The 19674-nt window shown below is 66.5% G+C and carries 17 protein-coding genes; 10 read left to right on the top strand and 7 right to left on the bottom strand.

Going from position 1 to position 19674, the window contains the following annotated elements:
* Window positions 1–2 precede the first annotated feature (2 nt).
* Together L2D01_12500 and L2D01_12495 are read left to right on the top strand one after the other, a co-directional pair.
* The gene (locus L2D01_12500) at window positions 3–824 is read left to right on the top strand and encodes a transglutaminase family protein (protein ID WBQ09702.1); all 822 of its coding nucleotides are present in this window, start codon (window positions 3–5) and stop codon (window positions 822–824) included.
* A 74-nt stretch (window positions 825–898) separates the two neighbouring features.
* Complete coding sequence (locus tag L2D01_12495) at window positions 899–1639, top strand: peptidase (protein ID WBQ09701.1); 741 nt, start codon at window positions 899–901, stop codon at window positions 1637–1639.
* Between the two features lie 17 nt (window positions 1640–1656).
* On the opposite strand, the gene L2D01_12490 is transcribed toward L2D01_12495, so the two are convergent.
* Window positions 1657–5976, bottom strand: coding sequence for a response regulator (locus L2D01_12490; GenBank protein ID WBQ09700.1), 4320 nt, complete (start codon window positions 5974–5976; stop codon window positions 1657–1659).
* A 605-nt stretch (window positions 5977–6581) separates the two neighbouring features.
* On the opposite strand from L2D01_12490, the gene L2D01_12485 reads away from it, so the two are divergent.
* The 3 genes from L2D01_12485 (at window position 6582) to L2D01_12475 (ending at window position 8768) form a co-directional block, all read left to right on the top strand.
* Window positions 6582–7469, top strand: coding sequence for a hypothetical protein (locus tag L2D01_12485; protein WBQ09699.1), 888 nt, complete (start codon window positions 6582–6584; stop codon window positions 7467–7469).
* 183 nt (window positions 7470–7652) lie between these two features.
* A complete protein-coding gene (locus L2D01_12480; protein WBQ09698.1) occupies window positions 7653–8144 on the top strand; it encodes a DUF892 family protein in 492 nt (163 codons plus the stop codon).
* A 96-nt stretch (window positions 8145–8240) separates the two neighbouring features.
* Window positions 8241–8768: a sigma-70 family RNA polymerase sigma factor gene (locus tag L2D01_12475; protein ID WBQ09697.1), complete on the top strand. Its 528-nt coding sequence runs from the start codon at window positions 8241–8243 to the stop codon at window positions 8766–8768.
* A 60-nt stretch (window positions 8769–8828) separates the two neighbouring features.
* Here L2D01_12475 and L2D01_12470 read toward each other — a convergent pair whose 3' ends face one another.
* Window positions 8829–9008, bottom strand: a complete 180-nt coding sequence (locus tag L2D01_12470; protein ID WBQ09696.1) for a hypothetical protein — start codon at window positions 9006–9008, stop codon at window positions 8829–8831.
* A gap of 348 nt (window positions 9009–9356) precedes the next feature.
* Here L2D01_12470 and L2D01_12465 point away from each other — a divergent pair, with 348 nt between their 5' ends.
* Entirely contained in the window at window positions 9357–9974 is a 618-nt protein-coding gene (locus L2D01_12465; GenBank protein WBQ09695.1) for an entericidin A/B family lipoprotein, read from the top strand.
* An 89-nt stretch (window positions 9975–10063) separates the two neighbouring features.
* On the opposite strand, the gene L2D01_12460 is transcribed toward L2D01_12465, so the two are convergent.
* Entirely contained in the window at window positions 10064–10927 is an 864-nt protein-coding gene (locus L2D01_12460) for a transglutaminase family protein (protein WBQ11643.1), read from the bottom strand.
* A 133-nt stretch (window positions 10928–11060) separates the two neighbouring features.
* Here L2D01_12460 and L2D01_12455 point away from each other — a divergent pair, with 133 nt between their 5' ends.
* The 3 genes from L2D01_12455 (at window position 11061) to L2D01_12445 (ending at window position 13756) form a co-directional block, all read left to right on the top strand.
* On the top strand, window positions 11061–11987 hold the full coding sequence (locus L2D01_12455; GenBank protein WBQ09694.1) for a transglutaminase family protein: 927 nt from the start codon (window positions 11061–11063) through the stop codon (window positions 11985–11987).
* A gap of 54 nt (window positions 11988–12041) precedes the next feature.
* A complete protein-coding gene (locus L2D01_12450; protein WBQ09693.1) occupies window positions 12042–13385 on the top strand; it encodes a DUF2254 domain-containing protein in 1344 nt (447 codons plus the stop codon).
* 71 nt (window positions 13386–13456) lie between these two features.
* Window positions 13457–13756, top strand: a complete 300-nt coding sequence (locus L2D01_12445; protein ID WBQ09692.1) for a hypothetical protein — start codon at window positions 13457–13459, stop codon at window positions 13754–13756.
* Window positions 13757–13801: 45 nt separating this feature from the next.
* Here the strand turns inward: L2D01_12445 and L2D01_12440 are convergent, their stop codons facing one another.
* The 4 genes from L2D01_12440 to L2D01_12425 all read right to left on the bottom strand — a co-directional run bounded on the left by L2D01_12440 (window position 13802) and on the right by L2D01_12425 (window position 18524).
* Window positions 13802–14713: an aspartyl protease family protein gene (locus tag L2D01_12440; GenBank protein WBQ09691.1), complete on the bottom strand. Its 912-nt coding sequence runs from the start codon at window positions 14711–14713 to the stop codon at window positions 13802–13804.
* 51 nt (window positions 14714–14764) lie between these two features.
* Window positions 14765–16177, bottom strand: a complete 1413-nt coding sequence (tldD, locus tag L2D01_12435) for a metalloprotease TldD (protein ID WBQ09690.1) — start codon at window positions 16175–16177, stop codon at window positions 14765–14767.
* Window positions 16178–16249: 72 nt separating this feature from the next.
* Entirely contained in the window at window positions 16250–17590 is a 1341-nt protein-coding gene (gene hemN / locus L2D01_12430; protein WBQ09689.1) for an oxygen-independent coproporphyrinogen III oxidase, read from the bottom strand.
* A gap of 94 nt (window positions 17591–17684) precedes the next feature.
* Window positions 17685–18524 carry a haloacid dehalogenase-like hydrolase gene (locus L2D01_12425; protein WBQ09688.1) on the bottom strand — a complete coding sequence of 280 codons (840 nt, stop codon included), beginning with the start codon at window positions 18522–18524 and terminating at the stop codon, window positions 17685–17687.
* 200 nt (window positions 18525–18724) lie between these two features.
* Here L2D01_12425 and L2D01_12420 point away from each other — a divergent pair, with 200 nt between their 5' ends.
* Entirely contained in the window at window positions 18725–19648 is a 924-nt protein-coding gene (locus L2D01_12420; GenBank protein WBQ09687.1) for a hypothetical protein, read from the top strand.
* The last annotated feature ends 26 nt before the right edge of the window (window positions 19649–19674 follow it).

Here is a 19674-nt window from a genome sequence, read left to right as displayed (position 1 = left end):
GGATGCTGATCCGCATCGATCACGCGACCCGGTATCAGTACGAAAGCGCGCCGCGCTTCGTCATTCAGGTGCTGCGCAAGACCCCGCGCTCGTGCGACCGCCAGCATGTGCGCCGCTGGCGCATCGATACCGATATCGACGCGCGTATCCGCCAGAGCGAGGACGCCTTCGGCAATATCATCCACGCCATCTACTCTGAAAAACCCGTCGACAGCCTGACCGTCAGCGTGGCCGGAGAGGTGGAAACAGGCGACTCGTCCGGCCCGCTGGACGGATGGCCGGAACGCCAGCCCCCGCTGGTGTATCTGCGCACCACGCCGCTGACTCTGGCCGATGAGGCGATCCGCGAGTTCGCGCTGGAGCATGCCGGCGGCGACCGGCTGGACATGCTGCACGCCCTCATGGGCGCCGTGCGCGCGCGCATCGGCTTTGACACCGGCGCCACTGCGGTCACCCACACGGCGGCCGAGGCGTTCGCAGTGGGACGCGGCGTGTGCCAGGACCATGCCCATGTTTTCATCGCCGCAGCGCGCTGGCTGGGCGTGCCCGCGCGTTATGTATCGGGCCATTTGCGCCGGTCCGATGGCGAGGCCGAGCAGGAGGCCGCCCACGCCTGGGCCGAGGCGCTGGTGGACGGGCTCGGCTGGATCGGGTTCGACGCCGCCAATGGCGTCAGTCCGGACGAAAGCTATGTCCGCATCGCCTCGGCTCTGGACTATCTGGGCGCGGCCCCGGTGCGCGGCGCCAGTTATGGCGGCTCGGGCGAGCGCATGACCGTCAGCCTGCAGGTGCGCAGCCATCCCCAGGCCCAGCGGCAGCAATAGGCCGCGCATGCCGGTGTGGAATCGGCTATCACTCCGCCTGCGGGGGCTGAACTGCGCGTTGGAGCGCTGCATTCATGACGTATTGCGTTGGCATGTTGCTGGAAGACGGTCTGGCGATGATCGCGGACACCCGGACCAATGCGGGCGTCGACAACATTGCGATCTACAAGAAGCTGTTCGTCACCGAAGTGCCAGGCGAGCGCGTCATCGCCATTGCGACGGCGGGCAATCTCTCGGTCACCCAGACGGCGCTCAACCGCCTGAAAGAAGGGATCAAGCTGCCCGATTCCGACGGGCCGGAGACCTTGTTGACGGCGCCGACGCTGTTCCGGGCCGTCCAGCTGGTGGGCCACGCCATCAAGTCCGTGCGCATTGATTTCGAAGAAGGTCTGGAAGCCGAGAGCGTCTCCATGCGCGCGACCGTCCTCCTGGGCGGGCAGATCCGGGGCGGGGCGCTGGGCCTCTACCTCATCTATTCCGAAGGCAACGCCATCCAGTGCGGGGCGGACACGCCCTATCTGCAGGTGGGCGAGCTGAAATACGGCAAACCCATTCTCGACAGGGCCCTGCGCACCGACACGCCGCTGGTTGAAGCGATCAAGCTGGGGCTGATCTCGTTTGATTCCACCTTGCGTTCCAATCTCGGCGTCGGCCTGCCGTTCGACATGATCACCATCCGCCCTGACGCCCTCATCGGCGACCAGCGCCGCATCGAGACCGATGATCCCTATTTCCGTGAGCTGGGCGCGCAATGGTCGCAAGCCATCGCCAAAGCCCACCGCGCCATGCCGCCGCCGCCCTGGGACATCGCCTGAGCACACACCGCCGTCGCTCAGCCCCGCTGCACGTCCGCCGCCAGAGCCAGGCGGATGAGCGCGGGCAGGGAGCCTGCCCCGGTCTTGCGCATCACCGCCGCGCGATGGTTCTCCACCGTACGCTGATTGATGCCCAGATCGGCGGCGATGATCTTGTTGGGCGAGCCGTCGAGCACCTCGAACAACACGTCGCGTTCGCGCGGGGTCAGGCTGGAGAATTTCGCCTCGGCGGCCTTTCGGGCGTGGGCCTGCGCGTGACTGCTTTCGGCTGCCTCGAGCGCGCTGCGCACGCTTGCCAGCAATTCGGCAGCGCTGGCGGGCTTTTCGATCAGGTCTGATGCCCCGGCCTTCAGGGCGGCAACCGCCACCGAGGCGTCGCCATGACCGGTCAGCATGACGGCGGGGAGGGGCGAGTTCTCCGACCGCAGCTGGCGTACCAGTGCCAGTCCGTCCATGCCGGGCAGATAGTTGTCGACCAGCAGGCAGGCGTTGGTATCAGGGCGCGGGCACATCAGGAAGTTTTCAGCCGAGGCATAGGTTTCCACCATCCAGCCTTCGGCTTCGAGCAGGCGGCGCATGGTGGCCAGGATCACCGGATCATCGTCGATGATATGGACGGTGGTCCCGGAATTTTTCTGGCGATCAATCCGTCTCGTTTTTGATTTTCGGTCCTTTCCGATGATCTCGGAAATCAGGGCGAGAAGCACGTCGGGCTGGATCGGCTTGGACACCTGGTGGCAGTCCGATTCCGCGATGCTCTTCATGGTGGCCGCGGTGATGTCGCCGGTCAGGATGATGGTCGGCACGCCCTCACCCAGAATGTTTGGAAGATCTTGCGCCAAGCCCAAGCCCGTCGCCTCTCCGTGCAGCTCGAAATCGGTCAGCAGAAGATCGGGGCGCGGTGTGTCGCCGCTGGCCCAGGACAGCGCCTCGCTCGCACTCGCCTTGGCGATGACGGTATGCCCCTCCTTTGACAGCACCTCGGCAAGGATGTTGCGCAGCGGCTCCTCATCTTCCACCAGCAGAATGGTTCCGCGCTCCAGTGCTGCGCCTTTCAAGCGGGGCGCTGTCAGATGCGTGGACCCGGTTTCCGGCAGCGCGTCGGCCAGCGGCAGCGTGATCATGAACGCTGACCCTTTTCCCGGCGTCGAGCGGACGGAGACGTCATGCTCCAGGATGGTTGCGAGCCGCTGAACGATCGACAGCCCGAGCCCGAGGCCGGACCCGGATAGCGCGGCGGCGTCTTCGCCCTGGCGATAGGCCTCGAAGATCACCTTCGATTCCGAGGCGGACACGCCGATCCCGGTATCGCAGACGGCAATCGTCAAAAGCGGACCGCGCCACCGGCACCCGATCAGGATACTGCCCCTGGGTGTGTATTTCAGGGCGTTGGACATCAGATTGCGCAGCATCTGTTCCAGCAATTGGGGATCTGTGAACACCCAGGCCGAACAGGGCACGGTGCGCAAAGTCAGGCCTTTGAGGGCACATTGCGGACCAAACTCGTCGGCCAGGCGCTGCAGGAGCGGGGCCACGGCAACCGGCCGCTTTCTGGGCTGCACAATCCCGGATTCGATCCGGTTGGCGTCCAGCATGGAATCCAGCATCTCGGTCATGGAACTGAGGGTCTGATCCATCAGCGCAGCCAGGCGCGTGCTTTCCGATGACCGTTTGTGCCCGGCCATCAGCTTGTGCAGCATCGCCATGGATTGCAGCGGCTGACGCAAATCGTGGCTGGCCGATGCCAGAAAGCGCGACTTGGCCTTGGTGGCCCGGTCAGCCTCGTCCAGAGCAATTTGAAGCGCGGCGTTGGTGCGTTTGCGCTCAGTGATGTCGGTATAGGTGATGACCACGCCTTCCACCCGTCCGCCCTCGGCGCGATAGGGTTGGATGCAGCGCAGATACCACTTGTCTGCGGACCCCCGCGTCTCGCGTTCGCTGGGGGCGTTGGCGGCGAGCACGGCGCGGGCCTCGGCGGCCAGATCATCGTCCTTGGACACGGCCGCGAGGTCCGCCAAAGGCCGGCCCACATCGGTGGGGATAACGCGGAAGATCGCGCGCGCGGCGGGCGTGAAGAAGCGGATATTGAGATCCAGGTCGAGGAAAAGCGTGGCGATATCAGTGCTGAACAGCACGTTCTGCAAATCGTTGGCGGTGGTGCGGTGGCGTTCCAGCGTCTCCTGCAGCTGGCCGTTCAGCGCGGTCAGCTCCTCGTTGAGCGATTGCAGCTCCTCCTTGGAGGCCAGCAATTCCTCATTGGTGGACTGAAACTCCTCATTGACCGACAGCGCCTCGGCGGCGTCGGCGCCATGGGCCTCGACCTCATGCTCCAGGTCGCGCAGCGCATCGACCAGATCATTGCGCGTGGCTTCCAGGTCAGCTTCCAGATCGGCGGCGCGCCGCGCCTGGCCCTTCTGCTCCGGCGTCCCGCCTGTCATCTGGCCGGGGCGCGGAGTGTCGATGAAACAGGCCAGCAGGAGCGGTTCGGAGCCGGACCCCGAAGCCACCGCATGCAGGGCGATGTCAAATCCGCCCGAATTGCTGGTGCGCCCGCCCGACACGACCACTTTGGGATTGGCTGGCGTACAGTCCGCCGCCGCCGTGCGAAACCGGACGCGCAGCGCCTTGGGCAGCATGCCGACAATGCCGGGATCAGGATGGCCTTGCGTGATTTTCAGGTATTTTTCGGTTGGGCCGAGCAGATACAGAACGTCCAGCCGGCTATTCAGCAGGATGGCGGCGGGCGCGTAGTTATCCAGCACGATCCGTCGGCACAGATCGGCGAGCGCCGGGCGGCGGGCGGGCGTGTGCCCGGCGGGGGAGGCCGGCTCCTCGCGCCTTCCTATGGCGAATTTCAGATCGCCGGGCAGGCTGCGCCCGACACGGCGCCACAGCCGGGCGCCCTTGTCCTCGACCGCGAAACAGCCATCGCTCTGGCCCGGCATTTCGGCGGCGCCCAGCAGCAGCAAGCCGCCCGGGCGCAGCGCAAAGCAGCAGCGCGCGATCACGCGCTTTTGCGCCTCGGGGCCCAGATAGATCAGCACATTGCGGCAGGACACCAGATCGATCTTGGAAAACGGCGGGTCTGACAACAGGTCCGCCACGGTAAACACGATCACGTCGCGCAGCGTCGAGATGACCCGCCAGCCATCGTCCTCGGCCACGAAAAAGCGCGCTAGCCGCTCCTCAGAGACGCAGGCCTCGATATCCTTTGAGTAATATCCGGCCCGCGCCGTCGCGATGGCCTCGGGATCCACATCGGAGGCCAGAATTTGCAGCCGGGCGCCGGACCCCGCCGCATCAATGGCTTCAAGGCACGACATGGCGAGGCTGTAGGCCTCTTCGCCGGTGCTGCACCCGGCAGCCCAGACCCGCAAGGGCCGGTCTGCGGGCAGGGCCTTGATCAGCTCGGGCAGGGCTTTTTCAGACAAATGCTCGAACACGGCCGGATCGCGGAAGAAGCTGGTGACGTGGATCAACAGGTCGGCCACCAGGTGACCGCGTTCCTCGCGGTTGTCCTGCAGAACCGACAGATAGCGCGCGGTATCGTCCTCGCCGAGGCCGAGCAGGGCCATGCGGCGCGCGATGCGCCGCTCCAGCGTGCCGCGCTTGTAGAGCGAAAAGTCCTGCGCAGAGTGCTGGCCCAGATAGGTCAGCAGAGCATCATATCCGTTCTGCCCGGCATCACCCGCGCCACGAGCGGTGGTTTTGGCGCCCCGTGCCTTACCGGCCGTGCGCGGCGATCCGCTTTTGCTGGCGTCCAGAAACTGTTGGAGCGCAGCGGCGATCTCGCGCGCGGGCAGGATTTTGTCGACGAAGCCGGTGGCGATGGCGCTTTCAGGCATGCCGGCATAGCCAGCCTCCTTGGGGTCCTGGGCGATCACCAGCCCGCCGGCGGCATGGATATCGCCGATCCCCAGGCTGCCGTCTGTCCCGGTTCCCGACAGGACGATGCAGGCGGATGTCGCCGTGGTGTCCTTGGCCAGGGACCGCAGCAAAACATCAAACGGCAGGCGCACCGCCTTGCCGCCCTCCGGCTCGGACAGGTGCAGGGTGCGGTTTTTGACGGTGAGAAATACGCCGGGCGGGATCACGTGCAGGCAGCCGGCTTTCAGCGTCACGCCTTCAGTCGCCTGAACCACATCCAGCCGCGTATGGGCCTTAAGCAGATCGGCCATCATGCTGTTATGGGTCGGATCGAGATGCAGGATCAGGATGAACGCGGCCTGCATATCGCCCGGCACGCCCTTGAGCAGGGCGCGGCAGGCCTCAAGGCCCCCGGCGGAGGCGCCGATGGCGATCACAGGCAAGTCATGTCGCGGCGCGGTGTCCGACATGGTCTCTCCACTAGGGGCTGACTGTCGGTCCGTGGGGCAGGATTGGATCAGACGCCGCCAGGCTGGCGGCGTGAATCGTCACTCCCGGTACGGATTCACTCCTTAACAGAGTTAGTTGTGAGCGGATACGTGCGCGAGACAAAATTCGCGGGAACCGTTCCGGCGCAGCGCCGTTACCTAGACACGACATGAGTATATTCCGGCGCTACTCAACAAACCCGCCGGGACGTAATGCCAGACCACGCTGCGCGAACTATGAGGCGCACAACGAGAGACTGGACAGTCAGGCAGCCGCCAATGCGATATGGAACACCCCTCCCCGGTCTCCAGAGGCATGGCAGCGTTCTACCCAACCTGGCTGTCCAGTCGGCTTCTTAAGTCATCGCGCCTTGGGTCGCCACGCACCGCGTGTTCAGCGGCTGAAGAATTGCGCATGTGTACTTGAACCGCCGCCCTTAACAGGCGGCGCCAACAGGATCGAGCGATCCAAGGAAACCACCATGTCCCAGATCATCTACATAGTCGGCGCCATTGTCATCATTCTGGCCCTGCTCAGCTTTGTCGGCTTGCGCTGAATCGCGCGTCACAGTTCAAGGAAATTGTCCATGATGTCTGATCTTCCGCCGCCGCATAGCGCAGCCGAAATCGCCCGTCCCTACACGAGCGACGCTTCTTATATCGACTGGGCCGCAATCCTCGCCGGCGCCGTCTTCGCGCTCGCGCTGTCCATCCTCCTGATGAGCTTCGGCGCCAGCCTCGGGCTGTCGCTAACCTCTCCATATGAAGGCGAGGGCCTGTCCGCCGTCTGGGCCACGATCGCTGTTGGAATCTGGTTCGCCTGGGTGATGGTCACCGGCTTCGGCGCCGGCGGCTATCTGTGCGGGCGCATGCGCCGGCGCGCCGGCGACGCCACCGAGGATGAAGTCGGTGTGCGCGATGGCGCTCACGGACTGATGGTCTGGGCCACCGGCGCGGTCGTCGCCATGGTGCTCGCCGCCACGGGCGGAATGACTGTCCTGAACATTGGCGCAAACGCCGCCGGAGCGGCGGCCGAGGCCGCCACCGAGACGGTCTCTTCGGACTATTTCGCCAATGTCATGCTGCGCAGCGAAGGCGCTCAGGGCCAGACGATCACTGGCGTCGATCCCGACGCCCAGCAGGAAATCGCCGGCATCCTGACGCGCAGTGCGGCCGACGGCGACATGTCTGAGCGTGACCGCAACTACCTTGCCCAGATCGTGGCGGCCAACAGCGATCTCACCGCCGCCGAGGCCCGCACCCGCGTGGACGAGGTCAACGCTGAAATCAGCGAGGCTCTCGAAGCCGCCGCTGAAGTGGCTGACCGCGCCCGGATCGCCGGGGTGATCTTCGGCTTCATCGCCGCCGCCACCTTGCTGCTGGGGGCTGTCGCCGCTTTCGCCGCTGCTGGCGCCGGCGGGCGTCACCGCGACGAAGGCATTGGTTTCAACGCCTTCACCATGGCGCGGCGCTGATGCGCCGCCGCCTCTTCCAGACACTGAAAGGATAACCCCATGCCCGCCATCATCGCCTGGCTTCTCGGAGCCCCGCTTCTGGTCGTGATCATCATCGCCTTCCTGCTGTGATGACCGGGCGCCGCTGCAAGGCGGCGCCCCCGGAAGCCCACCCCGCAACGACCCCCGTTTATGGAGTATTCCATGTCGATCGAAACGCTCGAAGACCTGTTCCACCACACCTTGAAAGATGTGCTCTACGCCGAGCGCAAACTCCTCAAAGTGCTCCCGAAAATGGAGCGCAAGGCGGGCGATTCAAAGGTCAGGGCCGCTCTGGCCGCGAGCCGCGAAGAGGCCGAAGATCAGGTCGTGCGGCTTGACGAGGTGTTCGAGGTCATCGGCAAGCAGGCGCGCGGCGCCAAGTGCGACGCCATGGTCGGCCTCGTCGAAGAAGCCGAAGGCCTGATGGACGAGATCGAAGACGCCGAGACCATGGACGCGGCGCTCATCTCCCTCGCCCAGGCGATGGATCACTACAAGATCGCCCGTTACGGCACGCTCGTGGCCTGGGCCAGGGAGCTCGGCCACTCCAAAGCCGCAACGCATCTCAAGACCACGCTCGATGAAGTGTACGGCTCCGACCGCAAGCTGTCGGCGCTGGCCGAAGACCGCGTGAACGCGACCGCCGCGAACTGAAGCGCGTTCCAGACCGGCCCCGCGCTGCACCGGCGCGGGGCCGTCATGGCGGCGCGAGGCTGGCGGCGGTTGTCACCCCGAAGCTGGAGGCGCCCCGTGACCGAACGACATCCGTTCCACCTGCTCCTCCCGCAGCAAGCCCCCGTGCTGCGCCGCCGGGCGCTCAAGCTGACATCCAACCGGCATCGCGCCGACGATCTGGTGCAGGACACGCTCCTGAAAGCCTGGGCGTCCCGCGACAGCTACAGCCCCGATACGCGCCTGCGCGCCTGGCTGTTCACGATCCTGCGCAACACCTTCTATTCCGATCTGCGAAAACGCCGGCGCGAGGTGGAGGACGCCGATGGCGCCCTGGCTCTGTCCGTTGTTCAGGAGCCGTGCCAGGAGCACAAGCTGGCGCTCAATGAGCTGATGGCCGCCATGGGTCAGCTGGCGCCCAGCCAGCGCGAAGCGCTCGTCCTGATGGGCGCCTACGGGTATTCCCAACTGGAAGCGGCCAAAGCGTCGGGGTGCAGCGTGGGAACCATCAAGAGCCGGGTCAGCCGCAGCCGGACCGTCCTGACCCAGTTGCTGGCCGGGCGGGTGACCGAGAGCGCAATACAGGACAGGCCAGACCTGACCTGACCTGACCCCATCGTCTTCGACAGCGGGGCCGGGCTAGCGCGCAGGGGGGGCGGATAGCCGTCAGGCCCGCTTGTGCTGCAGGAAGAAGCGCAGCATCTCGCGCGATGCGTCGGGTCCTTTCGGGTCGGTGCAACTGCCGCCGGCCTGACCGCCGGCCCAGGCGTGGCCTGCACCTTCGACCTCCCAGTATTCGGCCAGGCTGCAGCCCTTTGAATCCTCGTAGCGTGTGTCGGCGCCCATGGCGCTGCGCTGGGTGACGGACAGACACTGCGAGGCGGTGCGCGGCGGCGCATGCGGCGCGGACGCGGCGCGTGTCCTTCAGCGATCCTCCAACACCGCCTGGCCGCTTCCGTTCCGGAGGCCGGGCGCCGCAGCGCCGCAGCGCGCGCCGGCCAGCCGTGACCCTGGCGGTTGCTGCCGGCGCGTGGGAACGCAGTGGCGGGCCGCACGTTCTCTAAGAGCCGGCAGACGTTTCGACGTCGCGCTCACACGGGCGCAGGCATCAGACCTGGACAAGGCGCAGCAGGCCAGGAAGGCATCGATATGACGCACACGTCCGGATCAGTCCGCGCCGCCGCCGCCGCTGGCATGGGTCAGCGTCCGGTGATGCTGCATGTCTTCCAATTCGCAGCATTCCCGGCGCCCGGCGCCGAGCCAGGCCGGGACTACACGTGGCGCTCAGGCCTTGTCGTGGCGGGGGCCGCTGCAATCCTGATCATTCCCATGGCGGCGCTCGCCGCGGCGACCGTTCTGGTCATGCTGCAGCTCACCCTGATCATCATCTGCCATCTGCCCGCAGCGATCCGCGCCAGCCTTCCGGCCGGGCAGATCGCCGAGGGCCACGCCAACGCGCTCAGCCTCATTCAGCTTTACGCCACACCCGGGCGGCGCGCTGCGGACGACCCGCGTCACCGACCACCCGTCGCCGCCCGACTATCATCACAGGACGGTTCTGATCTGCGGGTAAGGGGCGGACGGCTTCGCCCGGAAGCAAACCCGATCTTGCGCAGTTCCGCGCGGAACTGCGCGCCGTTTTGCGCGTTCAGTCCACTCCACAAAGGAGAACCCATCATGAAGTACATTCTGACGTTCGTTTTCGCATCGCTCACGATCCTGGTCGCCAGCTGCAACACCATCGCTGGCGTCGGCGAAGACACGCAGCGCGCTGGCGAGGCCATTGAAGACGCGGCTGACGACAACAGCTAAGCGCCAGGCCGAATTTGATTGATGGGAGCGGGCGGTCCAGTTGGCCGCCCGTTTCTCATGTCCGCTGCCGTTCGCGCCGGCCCGCTATATTACTGAGCGTCGGTCACGCTGACCGAGACCTGAAGTCCCAGGAACCGGCCGCCTTCAGACGTGAAAGTTCCGCTCACCGGGCGGGCCTGGGCTGGCGTGCGGGTCTTGGCCACCCGGATCAGATTGCGGCTGGCGAAAATGCGGTTGGTGGGGTCGAACTCCACCCAGCCGGCGCCCGGCACGAAGACGTCGGCCCAGGCATGGGTGGCGCCGCCGCCGGTCATGTCTTCGCCGGACCCGTTGGTCGCGGCCTCGTCATGCAGATAGCCCGTGATGAAGCGCGCCGCGAAGCCGAGGCTGCGCACGGCGTCCATGAATAACAGCGCGAAGTCGCGGCAGGTGCCTGATCCCAGCGCGATCGTTTGCGACGGCGTTTGCACGCCCTCTTCATCGCGCCGGGAATACGCGAACGCGCCGTGAATCGCGCCGCTCAGCGCGCGCAGCACGTCTAGGCTGCCGCCCGGCCGGTCGGGCAGCACATGATCCATCCAGGCGGCCAGCGCGTCGCGGTCCTGCGGCTGGTCGAAGATGAAATAGGGGCCGAGATCAATCTGCTCGTCGCCATCGTATTGCGGCGGGTAGGCCCCGGCATAGCGCCCGATCCGCACCATCGGCTCATCCAGGCCATACCGGCGCAGCAACAATTCGCTGTCGATCACCAGCTCGTCTGCAGCGTCGTGGAACGAAAGTACGGCCACAGAGTTGCCAAATGTATCGAAGGCCCAATGCACGTCCGCACGCGGCGACACTGTGAGACTGGAATCCAGGATCCGCATGTCGTGTCCGTCACGCGGCCGGATCATCAGGCGGTGTTCGCCAAATCTGACCGGGCGGTCATAGGCGTACCGCGTTCGGTGAAGGATGCGCAGGGTTCGGATCGCGTGGCCCTTCAGCGTGTCTGTTCAGGGTGTCGGATCGCGCCGCACGGGCGTCTTGCAGACCGGGCAGGGCGTGCAACAACAGAGAAAAGCCTACGTCAGGCCAGGAAGGGCGGCAATGTTCATTCGCATCGGCTACGAGATCACCATCGAGAGCAAGGCGGGCGCCGTCCTGATCCTCGCCCTGTCCCCGCACACCAGCCTGAACGGGCGGGTCATCGGGTTCTCCGATGTCCACACCACCCCGGACGTGAAGCTGCAGCCTTTCGTGGACACGTTCGGCAACCGGCTGCACCGGCTGACCGCGCCGGCCGGGCGCCTGACGCTGTGGTCCGATTGCTTCATCGAGGTCGACGGACAGCCCGACCCGTATGACTGGTACGCCCCGCAGCACGATGTCGCCGATCTGCCGAGCGACACGCTGCGCTTCCTCACCCCCAGCCGCTATTGCGAATCCGACGTGCTGGTCTCGGCTGCGTTTGATCTGTTTGGCGCGACGCCGCCGGGCTGGGCGCGGGTGCAGGCGATCTGCAACCATGTCCACAATCATTTGACCTTCGGATATGGCTTCGGGCGCAGCACCAAGACGGCCAGTGACGCGCACCGTGAAAAGACCGGCGTGTGCCGGGATTTTGCACATCTGGCCATCGCGCTGTGCCGCGCCATGAACATCCCCGCCCGCTATGCCAGCGGCTATCTCGGCGATATCGGCGTGCCGTATTCGGGGCCGGGCGATTTCTGCGCCTGGTTCGAGGCCTATGTCGGCGGGCGCTGGTATACGTTTGACGCGCGCTACAACACGCCCCGGATCGGCCGCGTGCTGATGGTGCGCGGACGCGACGCGGCCGACGGCGCGATGATCACCTCCTTCGGGTCGTATGACATGAAGGCGTTCAAGGTCTGGACAGATCAGGCGCCCGACGGGCACTCTGAAGCCATGCTGCTCGACATGCTCAAAACCCGCCCGGACACCCCGGCCCTGACCCTGGCCCCGGCGCGTGGCGGGCAGGCGCGCCAGGACGCTGACCTCCAGCCTGCGCAGTGACCGCATGCGCATCCAGCATCGGCGCCCCGTGCAGCGCCGCCGCCGGGGCGTTGGATGCATAATTTCATCTTCCGCCGGATCATGCAGTTCAAGCAGAACTACTGGTTCTGGCCCAGCGCGATGACCGCCGCGGCGGTGCTGCTGGGTTTCCTGCTGCCCTATCTGGACGCCCGGCTCGGCTCGGACTGGATCCAGTCGGTGGATTTCATCCGCGCCAGCGGTGTGGACGGCGCCCGGTCGATCCTGACGACGCTGGCCGGCGCCACGCTGGGCGTGGCCGGCGTGGCGTTCTCCGTCACCATCGTGGCCGTGTCGTTCGCCAGTTCCAATTACGGGCCGCGCCTGATCGGCAATTTCATGGGCGACCGCAAGAACCAGGTCGTCCTGGGCGTGTTCGTGGCGACCTTCGTGTATTGCATCACGGTTCTGAGCACCGTCCACGCCAGCGCAGAGGCATCGGGCAATGAGCTCGACGCCTTCGTGCCGCAGCTCTCGGTGTTTCTGGCCCTGCTGCTTACGCTGGCCGCTGTCGGCGCGCTGATCGCCTATATCCACCACATCCCTGAATCCATCAACATCATGAATCTGACGGCGAAGATCGGGGACAAGCTGCACAGCTCCATCGTCGCCATGCTGGACAGGGAGGAGGCGCGCGATTGCGATGAGGGCGACGCGGTCGATGTGACCGCCTGGCGCGCGGCGCCGGCAGACGACAGCGCGGCCCTTATCCGGGCAAAGGGCGCAGGCTTCCTGCAGCAGATCGATCTGGAAAGCCTGACCGACATCGCGCGCGAACACGAAATGCAGATCGTGCTTCACCGCGCGCCGGGTGATTTTCTGGTGGCGGACGAGATCGTCATGAGCGTCACGCCCGGCGCCCAGACCAGCCAGGACCTGCCCCAGCGCATCCGAAAGTGCTATACGCAAGGCGCCAACCGCACTGATTTTCAGGACATTCTGTTCCTGTCCGACCAGCTGGTCGAAGTGCTCGGGCGCGCCCTGTCCACCGGCGTGAACGATCCCCACACGGCGGTATTGTGCCTCAACTGGCTGCGGGCCGGTCTGGTCTCATTCGCCAGGCGGCCCCCGGTGCAGCCGGCCATGCGCAGCGATCCGGTGGTCTATCAGCGCGTGACGTTCGAGGACATGCTTGACCGCTCCTTCGACCGGATGCGCCAGTACATCGCGGGCGACAGGTCGGTCACCCTGCACGCCTTGCGCGTCCTGACAGACATCGCCGAGGCGGCATCGCGCCAGGCCATGGCGGACGCCTGCCTGCGCCAGATGCGTGAACTCGCCCGGTCCGCGCAGGAGCAATTGCCTGACCCGGTAGGGCGCGACGAAGTGGAGGCCGCCCTGACCCAGGCGCTCAAGGCGGTCGCGGCGCGGGACGGGTAGGGGCGGAGACGGCGTAGACACCGGCGCAAGCGGAGTGAAAACTGGACATCCAGACCAGCCGGAGCCCTGTCATGTCTCGAGCTATAAAAGCGATCCTGATCGGCGGCGCTGCCGTCTTCGCCTTGGCGGCCTATGCGTGGAGCGTTTTGGCCGTCTATGTGACACTTGGGGGAAGCGTGGAGCGGTCGAATATTGGTGGCGATCCGCTTGTCTACCTGCAGTATTTCATCTGGTACCTGGTCGGCCCGGAAATTCCCGGAGTGTCAATTCCATTCTGGCTCGCAACAGCCGCATCGGTGGCCGCTATGGTCTTCTCCTTCAACTGGCGACGGAAAAACGGCGTTCATCCGGCGAACGCCAGCCGGCCTTGATTGCTTGACCCGGCCAGAGGCGAATGTCCGGCGTCTGAACCCGCCTCAGGACGGTCCCTGCTCCGCGTCGGCGCAGGTCAGCGCCCGCACGCCGGGATCGAGACGGATGGCGCCTGACGGGCCGTCGACCGTGATGATGGCGTGTTGCAAGAGATCGAGGCCCAATACCATGGCGGGCCTGTTGCGCCAGCCCAGGGCGCGGAACATGTCCACATCCGCCTGAATGGCGCCCATCGCCTGGATGCAGATCGCTCCGAGACGCACCCGTTCCAGGCGGGCGCGCTCCTCGACGGCGGCGCTGGGGGCGGAGCGGGTAATGGCGCCGATGCGCATACGCATGACCGGCTCGCGGTCAAGGCGGCGCGCCAGAGCCGAGTTGATGAGCGTGAAACCGGACCCGGTATCGACCAGCACCATGACCGGTTCGCGCACGCCGTGGACACGCGCCTCCATCATCGCCACGCCATGCACCGGATCGATGCGCCCGTGGGCGTGATCAATGGCGGACACATCGAAGACGATCTCGCCGGCGGGAAAGTCCAGGCGCACGCGCTCGCCGGCCAACGCATCAAGCCCGACAAGCCCCTGCAGCTCATCGCCCACCACATCGGCGACCACCGCGTTGAGGCTGGCCGCGCGCGCCGGCCCGAACCGCATATCGGCGATCGCGAGCCGCTCCTCCAGCGTCTCCGCCGTCAGGGTCTGGACCGCATGAAGATGCTCGCGCGTGGAGATGAAGCCCAGCGCCTCGGCCACGGGCAGGGCCAGCGTGGTGTGGCTCGCCCCGGTATCGATCATGAAGGGCCAGGGACCCACGCCCGAAATGGTTACATCCACGAGGAACTGGCCGGTGGACGCACGCTCAAGGGTCAGCCGGGTGTCCTGCGCGGCGGCTGCACTGTCATGGGCGGCGTAAAGACTGAGTGCACTGAGAAGGGTGGCCAGCATGATGCTCATGCCCTCCGCTCCGGATCCGCCCCCGCATCCCGGACCTGAACCTAAACGCCTTTACCCCGCCCCGCCAAGCGTCAGGCCTTCAACGCGCAGGGTCGGCTGGCCGACGCCCACGGGCACGCCCTGTCCGCCCTTGCCACACATGCCCACGCCGGAGTCCAGCGCCATGTCATTGCCGATCATGGTGATCTGTTTGAGCGCCGCCGGGCCGTCGCCGATCAGGGTGGCGCCCTTGATGGGCTCCATGATCTTGCCGCCGCGCACCCTGTAGGCCTCGGTGCAGCGGAACACGAATTTGCCAGACGTGATGTCCACCTGACCGCCGCCGAAATTCTTGGCGTAGATGCCGTCCTTCAGGCTTTCCAGAATCTCGGCTGGATCGTGGGAGCCGTTCTCCATGATGGTGTTGGTCATGCGCGGCATCACGGGGTGGGCATAGCTTTCGCGCCGTCCGTTTCCGGTGGGGGCCATGCCCATCAGCCGGGCGTTCTGCCGGTCCTGCATATAGCCGCGCAATATGCCGTCCTCGATCAGCACGGTGCGCGAAGTGGGCGTCCCTTCATCATCAAAGGACAGCGATCCGCGCCGGTCTGGTATCGTGCCGTCATCGACGATGGTCACGCCTTTGGCCGCCACCTGCTGGCCCAGTCTGCCGGCAAATGCGCTGGTCCCCTTGCGGTTGAAATCGCCTTCCAGCCCGTGACCCACCGCCTCGTGCAGCAGTACGGCGGGCCAGCCCGGGCCCAGCACAACCGGCCATTCGCCCGCCGGGGCGTCCACGGCTTCCAGATTGACGTGCGCCACGCGCAGCGCCTCGGCGGCCAGGCTTTTCCAGCTTTCGGGCGCCAGCCAGTGCTCGAACGCCGCGCGGCCGCCCGCGCCGGCCGATCCGGTCTCGCGCCGGCCGTCGCGCTCGCACGTCACCGACACATTCAGGCGCACCAGCGGGCGCACTTCGGCGCGCACATCGCCGCCCGACCGCACAATGGCGATCACCCGGCGTGACCCGGTCAGCGAGGCCGACACCTGCACCACGCTGGAATCCTGCGCGCGCACCCAGGCGTCGATCTCGGCCAGCAGGGCCGATTTCGCCTCAAAGCCCGGCTCGGCGATCACGTCCACATCGTCATACAGGCGCTGGTTGGCGCGGGGCGGCGGGGGCGCCATCACCGCGTCGCGGCCCTTGCGGGCGGCGGATGCCGTCTCGGCGGCGCGCGTCAGCGCGGCGAGGGACGGATCGCTGGAGTGGGCGAACCCCGTGGTCTCGCCAAACACGGCGCGCAGGCCGAAGCCGCGCTCGGACGAGAAATTGGCGATCTTCAGCCGGCCATCATCAAAGGCCAGCGATTCCGACGCCGAGGTCTCCAGAAACAATTCCCCGTCATCGGCGCCCGCCAGCGCATGGTCCAGCACCCGGGCCGCATCGGCGGCGTCGAACTCGAAGGCGGCGAACGCATCTGTGGTCATGTCGGCTCCCGGCGTCTGTGTCTTCTCCAGAGATAGCCGCTCGGGCGCCGGCTTGCGAGGGGGCGGGTGTGTTCAGACCGAAACCGAGTGACGCGCCACGCTGGCGGGCAGGTAGGCGTCGAACGCCGCCGCAGCGAGCCGGGCGAGCGGGCGGTAGCCCGGCGCGATCCGGATGCGGCGGCCCTCACGCACCACAATGCCCGCCTGTTCCAGCGCAGCCAGATCGGCCCGGGGTTCAGGCAGGCCATGGTCCGCAGCGATGGCGGCGGGGTCGGCTTCCAGAAACGTCATGATCTGCTCGATCACCGCCCGGCGCAGCCGGTCATCCGGCGTCAGCGCCACGCCCCGCCGTGCGGTGAGGCGTCCGGCCTCCACCGCCTGCCCCCAGGCGCGCACATCGCTGTGGGCCTGGACATATCCCTGGGGCAGGGCGGCGATCGCCGAGGCGCCCAGGCCCAGCAGCGTGTCCGAGGGATCGGTGGTGTAGCCCTGGAAGTTGCGCTTCAGCGATCCCGCCGCCAGCGCCCGGGCCATGGCGTCTTCGGGGCGGGCGTAATGGTCGATGCCGATGGTCTGGTAGCCGGCCGCCAGCAAGGCGCTCTCCATGGCGTCGGACTGGTCCAGCCGCCCGCGCGCATCGGGCAGGTCCGCGTCTTTGATCAGGCGCTGATGGGCCATCATGTGAGGCACATGGGCATAGCCGAACACCGCCAGCCGATCCGGCGCGAGGTCTGCGGCGGCTTCGGCGCTGGCGCGCGCGCTGGCTGTGCTCTGGCGCGGCAGGCCGTAGAGCAGGTCGATATTGATCGCGCTCACCCCCGCCTCGCGCAACCGGTCAAAGGCGATGGCCGCCAGCTCCCAGGGCTGGATGCGGTTGATGGCCGCCTGCACCGCCGGATCGAAGCTCTGCACGCCGGTGGAGGCGCGGGTGAAACCGTTGCGCGCCAGGCCCAGCGCATCCGCCCGGGTGAAATGGCGCGGATCGATCTCGATGGACAGCTCTGCACCGGGCAGAAACTCAAAGCGCGCGCGCACCGCGTCCATCAGCGCGCTGATCTGGTCCGGGGAGAGAATGGCGGGCGTGCCGCCGCCCATGGCGAAGTGGGAGAGTGTCATCCGCCCCGGCAGGCGGGCAGCCATCAGGTCCAGCTCTGCAAGCAAGCGTTCAAGATAGGCCGCCACCGGTTCGCTGCGCGTGGTCGCGCGGGTGTTGCAGCCGCAATACCAGCACAGCGACCGGCAATAGGGCACATGGACATAGAGCGAGACCGGCCGCGCCGGGTCCAGCGCGCCCAGCCAGCGCGCCAGCGTGTCGGCGTCCACGCCCTCATGGAAATGCGGCGCGGTGGGGTAGCTGGTGTAGCGCGGCGTGCGCGCCTGGGCGTGGTGCAGGATGGTGTCGCGGCGGCTCATGAAATATCCCTCATTGATTTAGGGACATTTCGCGCATTCCGGGGCCGGACGCGATGGGGCGCCTCGCCGCACCTGGGCCTGAGCCTTCGCCCTGTCAGCCGCGCTCCAGCGCCTTCAGGCGCTCCACCGCCGCAATCTTGTCGATGGCCGCGGCGACATAGGCGTCCAGGCCTGAGCCTTCGGTGAAATCGGCCTGGGCCGTGAAATGCACCCGGTGATCGGCTTTGAGCTGGGCGGTCTTGGCCGCCAGGGCCTCGTCTTCAGGCGGGTGCACCGCGATGGATACGCCGCCCTGTTCCTTGACCGTACGCATGCACGGCACATCGGTATCGCCATCGCCGATATAGATCATGTTGCGGAACGGCACCGGGCGCTCGTCCTCGGGCACATAGCGGTTGACCGCCGCGTGGTCGCCGGGGTCCATCGCGCCCTTGTTGATGCGGAACAGGAATTGGGTCTTGTTGGTGTAGTTCACCGCCGCCGCCGCCCACTCGGGCACGTCATAGGCGTCGTATTTGAATTCCGAGGCGAAGATGGCGGCGAATTCCGGCCCGATGGCGCTGGCCGCGATCATCTCTTTGAGGCCCGACGAGATGATCACGTGCTGCACCTCCAGCCCCGCCGCCGCGCCGCGTTCGCGCTGACGGGCGAACCAGCCATCGGCCACGCCGGGAAAGAAGCCCACCCGCGCCCCGTGGCGCTGAATGTCTTCCTTGCGGAAACGCACGCCCTGCTTGCGCGCCGCCTTCACCATCTCGTGCATGTAGACGAGGATATTGTCGGCTTTGAGCCGCGCCGCATCGCCATTCACCCGCGCCCAGAACGCCGCCTTGTCCTCGCCGATCTCCGGGATGAAGGAATGCTCCTGCATGGAGCCCGGCGACAGCGTGCCGTCAAAATCATAGGCGATGGCGAGGACGGGGCGCGGGCTCATGGCGCCAAGTTCTAGGCCGCTTGCCCCGGACCGCCAAGCACTCCGCGGCGCCCTTGCGCGCGGCGCCCTGGGCGGGTGACGCTCGATTCGTCCCGGGGAGCGTCGCGGGCAGCCTGCTGAGCGCCTCGCCCCGTTTTTGGAGCCGCTAGGCAAAGACATTTTTGCCGGTCAAGATCGGGCGTCTGTGTTGGAGCAACCTTGTGGAACTGGGTCGGCTGGCGATCATCATCGTGTGCGCCCTCGCCATAGCGGGGTGCAGCAAGCCAGCCCATTCGGCTGAACACGCGCGGGACATATTCCAGAGTGAATCCGCCCGGGCCGTGGCGGCCGCCGCCTGCAATGGCGAGGTTGAAGCCCTTCAGGATCTGATCGCCGGCGGTGCGGATGTGAATGCGGCCGGACGCCACGGCGTCACGCCCCTGATCTGGGCGCTGACCTGTCATGGACTTCAGTTCAACGACATGATCGCAAATGAGGCGGTCAGCCGGGGCCCCGGCGCCGTCAGACCCATACCCGCTCTGCGCCAGCTTGCGGCGCTGGAGGTGCTGCTGGCGGCCGGGGCCGATCCGAACGCCATGATCGATGGCGATTTCGGGCCGGTCTATCCGGGCGCCGACGCCTACTGGATTGACCGCTACACCCCCATGCTCATCGCAGCGGAGTTTCATGAGCCGGGCGTGCTGGCGCTCCTGCTCGCCCATGGCGGCGACCCGAATGCGGTGCATGGCGGCGTCGGCGCCTCCGCCTTGAGGCTGGCGTATGAGCGGGGCCAGTGGCTCGACCTCGGCCCGCAACTGGCGCCCTTCGATGACCGGCAGTGGCGCAACATGTTCATGCTGCTCGATGCCGGCGCCCGGCTTGAGCTCGCTTCGGGCAATCAATCGAATATCGTCGAGCAGGCCTCAGCCCATCGCGTCCCGATCGCCGTCCAGCTGCTGAGGCGCTATGAATATACCGGCGATTTCGACGCCATCGTCTACAATCTCCTCAATGGCATAGAGATGGGCTTTCCCGGCGAACAGGAACGCCTCGATCTCCTGGCCTGGCTGCGCGATGAGCGCGGGATCGACATCGAGGCGATCCGGGCAAGATATTGGCCGCCCGCCCCGCAGCGCGGCCCCTGACCCTTGCGCGCCCACCCTTGCGCGCC

This window comes from Hyphomonadaceae bacterium ML37, from assembly GCA_027627685.1.
Taxonomy (GTDB): domain Bacteria; phylum Pseudomonadota; class Alphaproteobacteria; order Caulobacterales; family Maricaulaceae; genus Oceanicaulis.
The sequence above is the reverse complement of the archived record's forward strand: the minus strand, read 5'-3'. Positions and strand labels throughout refer to the sequence as shown.